This window comes from Shewanella sp. Isolate8, assembly GCF_022398495.1.
GTDB classification, from domain to species: Bacteria; Pseudomonadota; Gammaproteobacteria; order Enterobacterales; family Shewanellaceae; genus Shewanella; species Shewanella aquimarina.
This window is the reverse complement of record NZ_JAKEVI010000001.1, coordinates 209964-225445: the sequence shown is the minus strand read 5'-3', so window position 1 is coordinate 225445 and position 15482 is coordinate 209964. Positions and strand designations below refer to the sequence as shown.

The following is a 15482-nucleotide window of genomic DNA, read 5'->3' as shown; positions in this document are numbered from 1 at the left end:
ATTTGGGCGTTACTGATCAAATAATCTAACTCGTTTCTATCTGAAAGTGATTTTTCTTTAACCAGATGATCCAAACTCGGCTAAATCGAAGAGATGGATAACTCGGTGTAAACATGCTTTTGGCCTTCGAAATCAGGGATGATTTCGCAGAGCATCCATGGATGGACTTGCTGCGTGCCAAAAGAATGTTTGCACATAAAGCCTGCCGCAGGCAATTGATAACAGTAACGGCTAACGCTAAAACAAGGGTAATGAATTTCAACTAAATACAAAGAGTTAACACCAAAAAAGTTACCCCTTTAACGCAAAAAAGGGCTTAGATTCTCATCTAAGCCCTTTTGATCTTAACGCTGACTAGATACTAAAAGCTTCCAACCAGCGCCTCCACTAATCGCTAGAATTAGTGAACAATCTCCATTTCCGCCAGCAAGTTATCGGCGTTGTCCAGATACTTCATCACCCATAGCATGTAGCGGCTGTCTACCTGGATAGAGCGGTTGGTGTCGGTATCGTAACCCCAGTCGCCGATGATTGACTCATAGACGCCGTCAAACAGCAGCCCAACCAGCTCGGCGCGGCCGTTTAGGGTTGGTGAACCTGAGTTACCACCTGTGGTATCCAGAGTCGACAGGAAGTTCACCGGCACAGAGTCGATAGACTTCACATAGTAGTCGCCATATTGCTTCTGCTTAATCAGCTCAAGCTGCTTCTTAGGCGCGTCGAACGGATCTTCACCCGTGTCTTTGGCCACTATGCCTTCCAGGCGAGTGAAAGGTACGGCAACCAGACCATCTTGTGGCGAGTAGCCCTTCACATGACCCACGGTCACACGCAGGCTAGAGTTGGCGTCGGCGTACACCGGCTTACCCAGCTCCTTGTTGTAGGCGATGATGGCGTCCATATACTGAGGACGCACCTTCATCAGCTTGCCATACAGCTCCTTCTCTTTCTTCTCCTGGGCCATATCTGTGTCATACATGGCGACGGCAAACTGAATGAAAGGATCTTTAGAGGCCTTGAAGTCGGCTACCGACTTGTCCATCCAGGCAAGACGAGTCGCCTTATCGCCCAGCTCGGTCTTGGCGTACATCTTGTCCAGCACCTTGCTCAGCTTGGCGGCGTCGAACTTCTTGCCGATGCCGAATGCCTTGTCCAGCTCAGGGATACGCTCTTCGCTAGGCAGCTTGGCGTAACGGGTCAGCAGATCCAGTACCACGGCCTTATCCACACTCGGTGCATAACGACGGTCGATACGCTCGAGGCCCGACTTGAAGCGAGTCATGTCGCGATCCTGGTAGCCAGGCTCGCGAGCCATGTCGTCCAGCTGCTTCTCGTTAGCCAGACGGTATAGCTTACGGGCAGTCGGCAGCATGGTGGTGTAACCGATATAACCTAAGATGATGTCGCGGGCCTGGTGCTCCTGGCTCTCCTTGATCAGCTTGTCCAGCTCGGCCATGGTTTGGCCATACTTAGCCTGACGCTTGCTGTCTTTGTTTATCCAGCTGGTCAACGCCGCCTCACGCGCCTTGCGATCGTCGAGCATGGTCGACTTGCCATAGAACTCGATCATCGAGGTGAAGTTTTTGGCATAGTTGGCCAGACCGGCGATCAGGCTCTCGTACTTGATGCGCTCGTCGCTGCCCTCAGGCGCGGTTTCCTTGATGATCTCGATGAAGCGTTCACGCAGCATCTTACCTTCTGGATAGGCCCACTCGAACTGATTTTCCACCTCGTTGGCGGTGCGGTAACGATTGGTGCGCCCAGGGTAACCGGCAACCATGACGAAGTCGCCATCGCTGACGCCCTTGGCCGATACCTTAAGGAAGCTCTTTGGCTCGTAAGGCACATTGTCTTTGCTGAAATCGGCCGGCTTGCCGTCTTTAGAGACATAGCCGCGATAGAAAGAGAAGTCGCCGGTATGACGTGGCCACATCCAGTTATCGATGTCGCCGCCATACTTACCTACGCTGGCTGCCGGGTTGTATACCAGACGCACGTCGCGGATCTCCAGCTGCTTCACCAGGTAATATTCCAGGCCGCCGTGGAAGCTGTAGACCTGACAGCGATAGCCGTCATCAGCCTCACACTGAGCAACCAACTGCTTCTCTTTGGCTTCGATGCCCTGATAGAAATCGTTACCTACCTTGTTTTCCAGCCCCTGCTTCACCTTGTCGGTCACATTGGTAACTTCCTCGGTGACATAGATGCGTGAGCCTGGGGTAGCTGGCAGCTCTTCGCCATAGTTCTTGGCCAGGAAGCCATCTTTTAGCAGATTCTTCTCAGGCGTCGAGTTGTATTGAATCGAGCCATAGGCACAGTGATGGTTAGTCACCACCAGGCCCTTTGGCGACACGAAAGACGCGGTACAACCACCTAGGCTGATCACGGCGTTCATGGGGAATTCGGTGAGTTTAGAGATAGATTTGGCGTCGATCTCCAGCCCTTTAGCCTTCAGCTCATCTGCCATGGCAGGCAGTTGATAGGGCTGCCACATCCCTTCATCGGCTTGGACGCCGAAGGCAGCGGCAAGCGCCACTGACACGAGTAACTTTTTCATTTGCTAAGTCCGTTTTATCGTTATAAAAATTTTTATAATACCCAATGGGTTGTTAAAGCCTCAGTTGCTGGGGCCTTAAAATCCCTACAAAAAAGTCGGGCAATGGCCCGACTTTATCATAAATTGTTGAGTAACAAACAGCTTAGCAAATCAGCGAAAAGGTAAGCAGGTATTTCCAGCCTCCTCCCCCTTCGCTTTAGCAACCGTTGTCAGGCGCTTTTTAGAGTGCGACCCAGAGCTGAGCGGCAATAATCACCAACCCCACCAGCGCCGCCGCACCCAGGGCAAACTGACCACCTGTCACCTGGTAACCGCCCAGGCTCTGCTTACGCTGTCCCAGCGCCATGGCGATAGGCAGGAAGATGATCATCACCACCAGCGGCAGGGCCGCGAAGCCTAACACCTTAATGAAACCATCTGGATAGTAGAGCGCGCACAGCAGCGGCGGCACAAAAGTCACCAGCCAGGTCTGAACACGGCCCAGCAGGTTTTCTCTGGCGCGGGTCAGTTCGGCTATATAGTCGAACAGGCTCATGGTGACCCCGAGGAAGGAGGTGATCAGCGCCAGGTTGGCAAACAGGTCGATACATTGCTGCAATATGCTCGAGTGGGCAATCCCCTGCAGCGCGGCGACCAGCTTAGGCAGAGAACCCTCGAAGCCGTGCACGGTCGCACCGCCCACAGTGCCCAGGGTCACCATCAACCAGAGGATGTAGCACACCAAGGGGATGGTCGAGCCAATCATGAGTACCTTGCGAAGCGACATGGCATCACCATCCAGGTAGCGCACTATGGTCGCGATACAGACATGGAAACCGAAAGAGGTAAACACCACAGGGATGGCCGCCAGCCAGAGGTTACCCAGCTCGCCTTTAGACACGAGTTCGGTGGCCGATTCACGCAGGATATAGTTTGGGCTGACTTCGGGTAGCAGGAAGAGCACCACGATGACAAACAGGGCCACCATGGCGGTAAACAGTACCCGAGAGACCTTATCGATCCAAGAGACACCTATGGCGATGAAGCCACCGAAGATAAAGGTAAAGAGTAATACCGCCGCCTCATGACTCACCTCGATCCCTAAGGGTTCGAAACGGGATTTGAGCAGGGATGAGCCACCCATCAGATAGACCATGGTCAGGGCGAATAGCAGGCTCAAGAAGGAGCCGCCTTGAATAAGCTGTCCTACTTTACCTAGGGTCTTGCCCGTGATGGCGTGAACATTTAACCCCACCCCGGCACGTAAATTAATCTCTAACATGAGTAGCGAGGTGTAGATGGACACCGCCCAAATCGCTACCAGTAATAGTAAGGCTGGAATCGTCCCCAAAGAAGCCGTTGCCAGAGGCAAGGCCAACATGCCTCCCCCAATTGCGGTACCCGCAACGATGGCAATAGAGCCAAGCATTTTTAAGTTCACAAATTAGTCCTGTCTTTATTTATTATCTCTTTTTGGAAGGTCAGATTTAGAACGACTGCGAAGGCGGGATTTAGTCATGAAACACGCTAAGTGATAGCCTCCTAACCGAACTAAGGATCTCTGCCCTAGCACGCGTTGGGTTGGCCTCAACAGCTTAGCTTTTACTATCTTACGATCTAGCTAAGCCCCTGAGGCTGCCTAAATCGGTAACAATATCGATAGGTTTGTTTCATCACTACCTTTACTCTATAAATTTGACTGTTTGGCACATTAACAGAGCCACAGGCGGCGCACAAGGTATGCAAGATGATCGGATGCAAGTTTGTACAAAGGCGTAAAAGGCCCGAAACAAGCTGTCTACAGAGTGATCACCCCAGGCGAGTTGGCAGCGCCTTGCGCCGCTAACGGATTTGAGTATAATGGCCGCCACTGCTTCAGGGGAGTAGCTAACAAGGCGAGACAATTTGCCTTGAGTGAGTGTCAACATACTTGGCCACATGCCATGGTACTCACGGTAAGGGGAGCACCTCTTACTTTGCAAGACCTGAGCACGGTTACCGTTCATTCATTAGGGGGCGGCGGATCGTGCTTGGATTTTTTGCCCCCTTAGGAACTATGATGGAAGCATTACTCGCCTCAACCTTCACCGTCGCCATTGCCGAGATAGGTGACAAGACCCAGCTGCTGGCACTGATCCTCGCCGCAAGATTCAAGAATAAGACCGCCATCATCCTGGGGATACTGCTATCTACCCTGGCGAACCACTTTGCCGCCGCCTGGATAGGCCAATGGGCCATCAACTGGATAAGCCCAGAGATGGCCACCTATATCGTCGCCTTCTCCTTCTTCGCCATCGCCCTCTGGGTACTGGTGCCCGACAAGGTTGACGCCGAGGAGAGCCGCTTCTATCAGATGGGCCCCTTTATCGCCACCTTCATCCTGTTTTTCCTCGCCGAGATGGGCGATAAGACCCAGGTGGCCACCGTCGTGCTGGCGGCCAAGTATGATGCCCTGCCGCTGGTCGTCCTGGGCACTACGCTGGGGATGATGATCGCCAACGTGCCTGTGGTGATCGCCGGGCATTTCAGCGCCGAGAAGCTGCCGCTCAAGTGGATCCACCGCGGCTGCGCCGCCCTATTTGCCCTGCTGGGCGTAGCCACCCTGCTCTACTAAGTTAAGTCAGCCAGGCGCAGGACGTTAGCCCTGCTGGATAGCAAAAAGCCAGTGACTCAGATCACTGGCTTTCTATTTTCGGCTGTTATAAATCGAGTTGCATAGCAGCCTAATAGGCTATGAACCTAGTGACCTAAAGACCTAGCCCCTGCTTGATGCGCTGACCATAGTCTTCATCGGCCTTGAAGAAGTGGGCCAACATGCGCTCCTGCACCTCCAGGCTTGCCTGACTCAGAGAGCCCGAGATGGTCGCCGCCAATCTTGCCTTTTCTTCCTCAGAGAAGATGCGATACAGGTTGCCCGCCTGGGTATAGTCGTCCTGATCGTAACGGCTGTAGCGGTCGGCTTCGCCATCGAGTCTCAGCGGTGGTTCGGCAAACTGTGTAGGCTCCACCAGGGCATCTTGCATGCTGTTCGGCCCATAGTTGGCGCTGGCATCGCCGCCCGTCTGACTGCCACTGAATGGACACTGAGTCCCCGCCATGGCGCCACCACGCTGATGATGATTCGCCTGAGCGGCGTGCGGGTAGTTAACCGGCAGCTGGTTATAGTTGGCACCTATGCGGTAACGCTGGGCATCGGCATAGGCAAACAGGCGGGCCTGCAACATCTTGTCGGGCGAGGCCCCAACCCCAGGTACCAGATTACTCGGCGCCAGAGCCACCTGCTCTACCTCGGCAAAATAGTTCTGTGGCAGACGGTTAAGCTCTAGCACGCCTATCTCGATCAGCGGGTAGTCGCCATGTGGCCACACCTTAGTCAGATCGAATGGGTTGATATGATAGCTGTTGGCATCAGCCTCGGGCATGATCTGCACATTCACCGTCCAGCGTGGGAAGTTGCCATCCTGTATCGCCGCCACCATGTCACGCTGTGACGAGTCGGGATCGATACCTTTAAGCTTATCCGCCTGCTCGTTGGTTAGATTCACCACACCCTGCTGTGACTTGAAGTGGAACTTGACCCAGAAACGCTCTCCCTTGGCATTCCAGAAGGAGAAGGTGTGCGAGCCGTAGCCGTGCATCTGACGATAGTTGGCGGGAATACCGCGATCTGACATCAAGATGGTGACCTGATGCATAGCCTCAGGGTTAAGCGACCAGAAGTCCCACATCGCCTGTGGATCTTTCAGGTTCGTCAGCGGGTTACGCTTCTGAGTGTGGATGAAGTCAGGAAACTTGATGCCATCACGCAAGAAGAAGGTCGGGGTGTTGTTACCCACTATGTCGTGGTTGCCGCGTTTGGTGTAGAAACGCAGGCCGAAACCACGGGGATCGCGCTCGGCATCGGCCGAGCCCATCTCACCGCCCACGGTCGAGAAGCGCACGAAGGTCTCAGTCTGCTTGCCTTCACCGTTAAAATGGTCGGCGATGGTGTAATCACTCAGATCTTTGGTCAGGGTAAAGGTGCCATAGACACCCGTGCCCTTGGCATGCACCACGCGCTCGGGAATGCGCTCACGGTTAAAGTGAGCCAGCTTCTCGATAAGATGCCAGTCTTGCATTAATAGCGGGCCACGCTCGCCGGCAGAGAGTGAGTTTTGGTCGTCGGCAATTGGGGCGCCGCTCTGGCTGGTTAAGTAGTTGGTTGTCATAATTCGCTCCATCCTGTTTAGCTTATCTGGCATTTGTTTTCGGGGTTAGATTAGGTCTTGCGCTAGCGATTGGTTTGAGCCTTGAATCAGCTCAACCAATCTTCGATAACATCAAATATTGTGGCCATAGCGTTTACTCCGCTAAGTGCTTACTCCAAAGCCGGCGATAAGCCCTTGCACCAGATGCTTCACTTAGCTATTTAACTTGTCGATGAAGTAAGATTAGGCGAGCGACAGATTAAGTTAAAACGATTAAAACAAATAACCTTAACCTAATTTATAGATTAAAGTTAAAACCAGCCTTGCCGCTATGCTCTCGAATCGATCTCGGCGAGCGCCTTCGCGCTAGATGGCAGGTGTGAAATTAACTCGAAAACAGCAGGTTAAAGTCGGGAGCTAAAAAACAGGTAGAGCAGCCTACAATAAATGCCGACTCAAACCCGACAGGACAGGAATAGGTAACAGAAATAGGCAACAGATACAGGCAACAAGAATAGACAAATGTAGCCGGAGTAGGCGGATAGCCCAAAAGAGCGAGGGAAAGTCAGGTGGAATAAATCGTCTGAATTGAGTCACTTAAAATAGAGAAGCTGACATCGATAAACAGGAACCGATAAACAGGCATAGATAAACAGTAATCGATAAATAGAAATCGATGAATAGAAATCGATGAATAGAAATCGATGAATAGAAATCGATGAATAAATAGGACAGTGGTATTCGCCGGGCAGGCTACAACCAGAGGCTGAGCGCATTTTCCCGGCGTCATCTTTAGGCTCAGCTCTCCTTGTCGAGCTTAACCTTTGAAACCTGATACAGCTTCACCAGATAGAAGGCATCGATCAACACGATGAAGAAATTCACCAATGCCACCGGCAGGGCACCAATCGCCAGGCCATAGGCGACAAACAATGCGGCCCCAATCAGGTTCCACCAACGCAACTTCTTGATATTTGACATCATGAGGGAGATGGCAACCACCACAGAGGCCAGATAGCCTACCCACTCCCAAATTGTTGCCGTATCCATAGGCACTCCTTAACCCTAAAACACATCTTCCCTAATTATGGCACCAGGCTGCTCAGCTGGCAGCCAATCTTTCAAAATTATCTCACCAATTCAGGTGCATGTCAGATGAATGCGAGCTTTACGCCAGAGCCGTTCAGCTCCTGGCGTCCAGCCATCAGACCATCGCCTGTCGCTTAACCACGGCCGCCGTCATACGTGAGATACAGCAGAGCTCACCGGCGCTGTTGTGGATCAACACCTCCCACACCGAGCTGCGTTTGCCCAGGTGAACCGGCTTGGCTGTCGCCGTCAGGGTACCGTTGCGTGATGCCTTGAGATGGTTAGCGTTGATCTCCTGACCGACACAATAGTAGTGCTCAAAATCCACCACGAAGTTGGCCGCATAGCTGGCAACCGTCTCGGCCAGGGCCACATTGGCACCGCCATGAACTATCCCCAGGGGATTATGCACCGCTGGCGAGGCTGGCATGGTGGCTTTCATGTAGTCTTCACCAATTTCGCTGATGGAGATCCCCAGGGTCTGCATCAGGGTGCCTTTGCCGTGCATGCCTGCGTCCATCTTGGCGCAATCTTCCAGAGTGACGGGTCTAAACCAAATACTCATGTCTCTTTCCACTGCTTACAAAAATCAACAAATAGTCTACTTGGTCACAGGTCAATAAGATATAGGAGAATAAGCTGAGGGAACCAAGGCCTGAGATCGGCACATGCCCAGGGAAAATGGTCCGTCTGGAGAGCAGCGAATTTAGGCAGCAAGTTGGGCATTGGATGATTCAACATGCTGGGAGTGGCCTTCATCCGCCCTGAATTATTAGTCTCGTTTGCCGCCAAATGGCCGCATCAAGTGGGTTTGTGTGACGAATGAAGGCCTAGGGTAACTGGTAAAAATCTCGCACCAAATCAAGGCGCTGACGCAGCACTTAAGCTGGGCCGGTAACGCGCGACAGTTTAGCCTGAAAACGCAAATTAACAAGCCCGATGAGTTAGTGAAAAACAGAAAATTATCACGGCGTTACCTGAGCCGCAGAAATGGCAAGGCGGCGCTACACAAACCAAGAGAACCGCTAACAAGACGCTAAACTTACGTCTAAAGAGATGAAACACAAGCGAATGCAATCTGTAACAGGCATAAAAAAAGCCAGCTGGGGAGAACAGCTGGCTTTGGGGAGACTCGGCAGACTAGTTGCGGCGACGCAATCCAGCCAGTCCAAGTAACATCAGTCCTAGGTAACCTAACGAACCGCCGTCATCCTTTTCTTTCGGCTCTGGCTTAGGTTCTGGCTTAGGCGCAGGGTAGCTTAGGGCCACGATCACTGGGTCGTGATCCGATGCAGAGAAGGCATTTTCAGACTTCTCAAGCTCGCCTGTGTACTTGCTGCTGTATTCGAACAGGTTCGACTCGACTGAATTGATATGCCAATCTTGAATATCAACCACTCGCGCAGCCAGGCTAGTGTTGGCTAGCGCATGGTCGAGATTACCTAACTCACCGTTATAGCTGTATGAGTAGGTTGCAGTACCGTGAACCTGAGTATTCAGGTTGACCATACCGTAGCCCTTCTCGATCTTACTGCCTTCACGCTCGTACACCTTACCGCCCAGCGTAGTCCAAGAGGCGGTCATGATGTCACGATCCGAGTTTGCCGCGTCATAATCGGTCAGCACACGGATAGGATCTTCCAGGCCATAGGCATTCATGTCGCCGATAACCAGTAAGTCACCTTCAACATCTTGCAGGGCATCACCGATCACCTTAGCGGCCGATACACGGAACTCGTTACACTTGCCCTGAAGATCCGCAGGATCGCTGCTGTCTTCGAAGTTAGCCCAGTCTTCGATACAACCCGAACCCTTAGACTTTAAGTGGTTAACCACAACGGTCAGCTTCTCGCCATTAACGCTAAAGGCTTGACCTAAGCTGTGACGCTGGTACTTATCGAACGCAGGGCTTAGCTCAAGCTTGTCGCCTTCGCCGCGTGTTACTACGCCTTCCATCGCATGCTGTTCAGGCGTCTCGATAACAAAGGCGTCACCCGTTGGCTCAACCTTGCTTGGACGATACAGCATGCCTACCGTGATGGCGTCACCGCCGACATACTCACCCTTGTACTTATCCGCATCCGCAATCTCGATAAACTTATACGCATCGGCGGCTGGCAGGTTAGCATTGAGATCATTGACTAAGTACTGAATCGAACTGTCTTCGCCAAAGCCATTGTTCTCGATCTCCATCAAGCCAATGATATCGGCGTTCATCTCGGTCAACGCGCTGACAATCTTAGTACGCTGCAACAGGTAGTCTTCTAGGGTATGGGCACCACGACCACAACCTCTTGAAGCATCGGCATCGGCCTGATCCTTACAAGACGCATTTAACGCACCACCCACATCGCTGTCGCTGGTAAACAGGTTCAGTACGTTGAAGCTGGCGACACGAATATCCCCCTTGGTCGCTACCTCTGGCGCGTCGACACGATCGTCTTCGCGAATAAAGTCGCCAGCAACGATCTCGTTTGTGGCAACCAAACGATATTCGTTGTAGCTGTAGCTAACGACACCTTCGAGGTTAGTCAGCTGATCGCCCACACGGATATAGCCAGTCTCGGCATTGAAGGTTGGGAAATAAGGCACTTCACCGTTCTTCGCCTTAAAATCAGACTCGACGAACAACTGGTTCGCACGATTTTTCTTCTCAAGCGCAATAGCCTCGTCTGTCATGGCAGGATAAAGCTGTGTAGGCTTCATCAGCGGCGCCTTGTGCGATAACATCATGTTGTTACGACGCGCAGCATAATCATAGCTAAATGTGCGGCTGACCTTCATGTCGCTACCGGCATCGAGCACCACATTCATGCCTTCGAAACGCTCTAGCGCATCGCCAAGATTTTCGCCGTCAGCCACATAGAAAGGCGTTGCGGCTGGCGCACCCAGGTTCTCGCCCACTTCCATCTTCTTGTCGGCTTTAATATCGAGCTGAGTCAGACCATAGTATTCTTTTACCAGACCTTGAACACAGACTTCAACGCCAGGCTGGATCTCTTCACCGGCCGCTTCGCCCAGGTAAACAAAAATACCGTCAGAGGTATAAGGCGAACCGTCGCCCTGCACTTCCTGCAGGTAGAAGCCTTTGAACAGGCTATCACCACGAGCGGTAACCACACCGCGAATAGTGACTTCCTCTTTAGAAGCATACTCGCCGTCGGCGATCAGCGGGCTAGACTTACCGGCGCCCTGTACGCTGTAGATAGGAGTGATCTTGGCACCTGTGCAGGTGAAGGCTGGCGCTTCAGGTTCGGTCGGTGCGCTGCTGGCGTCAAGATTACCCAGGCCGCTAAAGGTATCGACAGGCAACACCTTCCACTGGCTCTCGACGAAGACGTTTGATGCGCTAAGAGCATCGGTATTGCGCTGCATGGTGGTATTCATGCCCCAGCCACTAGGCGTTGGCACAGCACCAATGATGTCCACCACGGCACCGTCTTTGACCAGTGCTACGGCATCACCACCGTTGAAATAAAGATTACCCGTGCTGCTGTCGACATCGCTACCTAAGGCGATTTCGGCACTTGGATGTACGATCACTTTGAGTTTTTTGGCATCTATGGTGAGACCGTCTAGGGCGACCATATCTAAGGCATTGGTAGCGCCATCTTTGTAGCGCACCAGCTTGTAACCGGTAAGATCTAAGGCGGCGTCGCCTGAGTTATACAGCTCTATCGCCTTATTGTTGCTGTTGCCTTCAACGTATTCGCTGATGAGCAGGTCGGCTTTCGCAGAAACGGGCAAAGCCGCGGCTATTGACAGTGCGAGCACTGACAACTTTTTAACATTATCCATTGTTCAACCCCATTTTTATAATAATGCCGCTAATTTTTATTAACGTGCGGCGAGATTGTTACAGAAGTGCCCAAGCCGATTTGTGATATAGATCACATTCCAAAATAGCGAACATTATGTTTATAAAATGCGGTTAATATCTATACAGGAGATGGCATACATATTAGTAAATTGTGATTAAGCGATTGGTTTCGCGGCACAAAAGTAAAGGCCGTCGATATTCATTCGTGACAGGTTCAGAGAATATCAAATAAAACAATAGATAAGTCTGAGCATTTAAACGCTCACCATCAGACCTGATTAGTATAAATACTCAATGAATTTACAAACCGCGGTTTTAAATTTTGGTCAATTTAACTTTTTTAACGGTGAGAAGGTGAAATGTCGAAAGTGTGACAAGCCGCAACCTGGGTTGGTCAGAATAGCGCTCAAAATCAAATCAGCTTCGGCCAAGCGCCTAACGCATTGGGACAATTAAGTGCCAAAACTAAGCCAAATGCTAAGCCCAGCATCCACCGGGCTTTAACTCACTGTCTTTAATATCCCAAATGGATTAACAAAATTCGAAGTGACAGGCGTTTGCCTGGGACCAGCGCAGCAGCTCGACCCGGTTACGTGATTGTGTCTTACGGAAGATAGAGGAGATATGGGCCTTGACCGTATGCTCGCTGATACAAAGGCGATCGGCGATCTCCTTGTTACGGGCACCGCTGGAGACCAGCTGTATGATGGTGCGCTCACGACTGGTGAGCTTTTGCAGCATGGCAACCATATCCTGGGTCAGTTCGACGCCACTATCCTGGCGACTAACAAGCTGTCGAAACACCTTAGAGATCAATGGCCTGTCATACCAAAGCTCATCGTTCACCATCTTACGCAGGCCGGTAAGCGAGAGATCCATACGCTGATCGGAAAACAGCAACCCACGTACCCCAAGCAGCAGGGCAGATTCAGGCTCCAGGCTGCCACGTTCGACCTGATAGAGGGCGATAGGCACATGGGGTAATAGACGCGCGACGATCAAGGGCACGCCCTTGCTGTCAAGCGCCGCGCCTTTCTGGGCAATAAGGTAGAAACTGTTGCGATCACGCTCGGGGTCCAGGTCGCTGACCTGACGTGCTATACGTGTCTTTAAGCCGATGGATTCGGCCAGAACGGCCAGATGGCACGGTGTTGAATCTTGGTGTAGAAAAACCAGTTCATCAATTTTACTCATACGCTTCTCTCCCTGAAAAGCACCTCAACGCAATTAACCATATGTGAGTAAGCTATCCCTGTTATTGATCTTTATGAACTTCATTCCTCCTAGCCATAGATAGCACTGAATCTATTCAGCCATGACTAGTAAAAAAGTATGTCAGCTATATTAACTAACTCGAGTGAGAATAGTTATCACTATTAGTTATATAAAGCTGAATAATCACATCATTAGCATATAATAATACTTCTGATGTGATAGGCAAGCTACAGATTATTATTACTTTTTCAGGTTCAGCAGCAGTCTGTCATGCCAGCGGGAGAGAAGCAGCACGCTCGCCAGGGCCCCAATTAGCGCCATCCCCATGTCAGACTGGGTGTCCCACACGTAACCCTGAGTACCCAGGAATGCCTCGGCATCTTCACCGGTTGCCAGCGCCACCCACCACTCGATCAACTCATAAAAAGCCGACAATGCCAGGGCGAAGCAACACACGAGGAAATGACACCAGGCGCCTTGTTTCACCACCTCAAGCCGCAGAAACACCTCCCTTGCCAGCAGCGCGGGAATAAAGCCCTGGGCAAAGTGCCCTACCTTGTCATAGTTGTTGCGCTCGCTGCCCATCCAGTCGGCCAGACTGTCAAACAGGGGCACCTCGGCATAGGTGTAGTGTCCCCCCACCATGAGTATGATGGCATGGATCAAGATAAGGCCGTAGGCCAGAGAGGTCAGCGGGAAATTTTTACGGGTCAGAAACAGGATAGGCAGGGCGATCAGCGCGGGGACGACCTCTAAAAACCAGGTAAAGCTATCTTTTGGTTCTATCCCTGACCAGATCAGCACGGCGAAGAAAATTGTGAGCCACACGGTGCTTTTATTCAAAATAAGAACTCCTTAGATGATATTGTTTTAATATCAGAATAATAACTTTAGCCATCTAGCCCTCCACACTGACCAAAAAAGATGCTATTTTGTGGAGGCATTGACAGGCAACAGATAAAAATCACCACAAGAACAGGGCTTGTAGACCTTTCTGGGCGCATTTTTACCAAGGTTTAAAGGGCTTTGCGCTAAAACGCTTGCTCTGTGTAGTCATTCTACACAAGTCAGCCGGAAACCGTATAGCATCCAAATAACCTTGCCCGACTGGGCTCAGCGTCCTGCCATCCGTAGAAGCTCATCGTCTCTGGCCCCAGGCCAATAGCGAGACGACGAAGATTCATTGGTATCAGGCCACAGAGCGAAAGCCGAGTAGAAATTGTCCTCGAGAGCGATACTCACCTAGCAACAATTGAGCAAGAGGGTACCTAAATCATGGCGAAACATTCGCTGGACAAGGATAAGATCAAGATCCTGCTGTTGGAAGGCGTCCACCAATCTGCGGTAGATGTATTCAAGCGTGCAGGTTACAACAACATCGAATATCACAAGGCATCACTGGGGGAAGAGGAGCTGTTAGCCTCGATTAAAGATGCTCACTTCGTTGGCATCCGATCCCGTACCCAACTCACCAAGGCCGTGCTGGGCAAAGCTGAAAAGCTGGTCAGCATAGGTTGCTTCTGTATCGGCACCAACCAGGTCGATCTCGCCGCCGCCGAAAAAATGGGTATTCCGGTCTTTAACGCGCCGTTTTCCAACACCCGCTCCGTCGCCGAGTTGGTACTGGGTGAGATCATCATGTTGCTGCGTGGTATTCCACAGCGCAACGCCCTGGCCCACCGTGGTGGCTGGCTCAAGAGCGCCAATGGCAGCTTCGAGGCCCGCGGTAAGACCCTTGGCGTGATCGGCTATGGCCACATTGGTACTCAGCTGGGGATCCTGGCCGAGACCTTAGGCATGCGCGTCATCTTCTTCGATATCGAAGACAAGCTGCCACTGGGTAATGCCCAGCAGATCCACTCGCTGGAGCAACTGCTATCCCTCGCCGACGTGGTGAGCCTGCACGTGCCAGAGACGCCACAGACCAAGAACATGATTGGCACCAAAGAGCTGGCGGCCATGCGTCAGGGCAGCATTCTGATCAACGCCTCACGCGGCACTGTGGTAGATATCGACGCCCTGGCCGAGGCGATCCGCGGCGATCATATCGTCGGCGCCGCCATCGACGTCTTCCCGGTCGAGCCTAAGTCGAACGACGACGAGTTTGTCAGCCCACTTCGCGGCCTGGATAACGTCCTGCTCACCCCACACGTGGGCGGTAGCACTCAGGAAGCTCAGGAAAATATCGGTATCGAGGTTGCAGGCAAGCTGGCGAAATACTCAGACAACGGCTCGACCATGACGGCCGTCAACTTCCCTGAGGTATCGCTGGCGCAGCATAAAGACACCTCGCGTCTGCTGCATATTCACCACAACCGTCCGGGTATTCTGATCAAGATTAACCAGGCGTTTGCCGAGAAGGGGATCAACATCGCCGCACAATACCTGCAAACGACCGCAGAGATAGGTTACGTGGTGATGGAGGTCAACTCAGACCAGGCCGATGAGGCCCTGGAAGAGATGAAGGCAATCGACGGCACCATCAGGACCCGTCTGCTGCACTAAGACGGCCCCCGTCTTTTCGATAAAAAGCATCGCGATATAAAGGCATCACTCTGTGATGCCTTTTTCTTTAACAGCGCTTTATTTCACGATTCAGTCTCTCGACCGCTCGGCAGAATCTGGCACCTCAGGC

At 51.9% G+C, this 15482-nt stretch carries 10 protein-coding genes; 2 read left to right on the top strand and 8 right to left on the bottom strand.

The window, feature by feature from the left end:
• Window positions 1-400: 400 nt before the first annotated feature.
• Both L1D43_RS00985 and L1D43_RS00980 read right to left on the bottom strand, forming a co-directional pair.
• On the bottom strand, window positions 401-2557 hold the full coding sequence (locus L1D43_RS00985) for a S46 family peptidase (protein ID WP_239849592.1): 2157 nt from the start codon (window positions 2555-2557) through the stop codon (window positions 401-403).
• A 220-nt stretch (window positions 2558-2777) separates the two neighbouring features.
• A complete protein-coding gene (locus L1D43_RS00980; RefSeq protein ID WP_239849591.1) occupies window positions 2778-3977 on the bottom strand; it encodes an aromatic amino acid transport family protein in 1200 nt (399 codons plus the stop codon).
• 618 nt (window positions 3978-4595) lie between these two features.
• Here L1D43_RS00980 and L1D43_RS00975 point away from each other — a divergent pair.
• Window positions 4596-5150, top strand: coding sequence for a TMEM165/GDT1 family protein (locus L1D43_RS00975; RefSeq protein WP_239849590.1), 555 nt, complete (start codon window positions 4596-4598; stop codon window positions 5148-5150).
• A gap of 133 nt (window positions 5151-5283) precedes the next feature.
• On the opposite strand, the gene katB is transcribed toward L1D43_RS00975, so the two are convergent.
• From katB to L1D43_RS00945, 6 genes are all read right to left on the bottom strand, one after another.
• On the bottom strand, window positions 5284-6744 hold the full coding sequence (gene katB / locus L1D43_RS00970) for a catalase KatB (protein ID WP_239849589.1): 1461 nt from the start codon (window positions 6742-6744) through the stop codon (window positions 5284-5286).
• Window positions 6745-7521: 777 nt separating this feature from the next.
• Complete coding sequence (locus L1D43_RS00965) at window positions 7522-7773, bottom strand: YgjV family protein (protein WP_041510030.1); 252 nt, start codon at window positions 7771-7773, stop codon at window positions 7522-7524.
• Window positions 7774-7927: 154 nt separating this feature from the next.
• Window positions 7928-8377: a PaaI family thioesterase gene (locus L1D43_RS00960; protein ID WP_239849588.1), complete on the bottom strand. Its 450-nt coding sequence runs from the start codon at window positions 8375-8377 to the stop codon at window positions 7928-7930.
• A 575-nt stretch (window positions 8378-8952) separates the two neighbouring features.
• Window positions 8953-11610: an extracellular exonuclease ExeM gene (exeM, locus tag L1D43_RS00955; RefSeq protein ID WP_239849587.1), complete on the bottom strand. Its 2658-nt coding sequence runs from the start codon at window positions 11608-11610 to the stop codon at window positions 8953-8955.
• A 553-nt stretch (window positions 11611-12163) separates the two neighbouring features.
• Entirely contained in the window at window positions 12164-12826 is a 663-nt protein-coding gene (locus L1D43_RS00950; RefSeq protein ID WP_041510027.1) for a LuxR C-terminal-related transcriptional regulator, read from the bottom strand.
• A 261-nt stretch (window positions 12827-13087) separates the two neighbouring features.
• Complete coding sequence (locus L1D43_RS00945; protein WP_239849586.1) at window positions 13088-13690, bottom strand: DUF2238 domain-containing protein; 603 nt, start codon at window positions 13688-13690, stop codon at window positions 13088-13090.
• 432 nt (window positions 13691-14122) lie between these two features.
• On the opposite strand from L1D43_RS00945, the gene serA reads away from it, so the two are divergent.
• The gene (gene serA / locus L1D43_RS00940) at window positions 14123-15352 is read left to right on the top strand and encodes a phosphoglycerate dehydrogenase (protein WP_239849585.1); all 1230 of its coding nucleotides are present in this window, start codon (window positions 14123-14125) and stop codon (window positions 15350-15352) included.
• The last annotated feature ends 130 nt before the right edge of the window (window positions 15353-15482 follow it).

Excerpts from the sequence above, each read along its gene's own strand:
- L1D43_RS00985 (WP_239849592.1), bottom strand. The coding sequence starts at position 2,557 with ATGAAAAAGTTACTCGTGTCAGTGGCGCTTGCCGCTGCCTTCGGCGTC.
- L1D43_RS00975 (WP_239849590.1), top strand. The coding sequence starts at position 4,596 with ATGGAAGCATTACTCGCCTCAACCTTCACCGTCGCCATTGCCGAGATA.
- katB (WP_239849589.1), bottom strand. The coding sequence starts at position 6,744 with ATGACAACCAACTACTTAACCAGCCAGAGCGGCGCCCCAATTGCCGAC.
- L1D43_RS00965 (WP_041510030.1), bottom strand. The coding sequence starts at position 7,773 with ATGGATACGGCAACAATTTGGGAGTGGGTAGGCTATCTGGCCTCTGTG.
- L1D43_RS00960 (WP_239849588.1), bottom strand. The coding sequence starts at position 8,377 with ATGAGTATTTGGTTTAGACCCGTCACTCTGGAAGATTGCGCCAAGATG.
- exeM (WP_239849587.1), bottom strand. The coding sequence starts at position 11,610 with ATGGATAATGTTAAAAAGTTGTCAGTGCTCGCACTGTCAATAGCCGCG.
- L1D43_RS00950 (WP_041510027.1), bottom strand. The coding sequence starts at position 12,826 with ATGAGTAAAATTGATGAACTGGTTTTTCTACACCAAGATTCAACACCG.
- serA (WP_239849585.1), top strand. The coding sequence starts at position 14,123 with ATGGCGAAACATTCGCTGGACAAGGATAAGATCAAGATCCTGCTGTTG.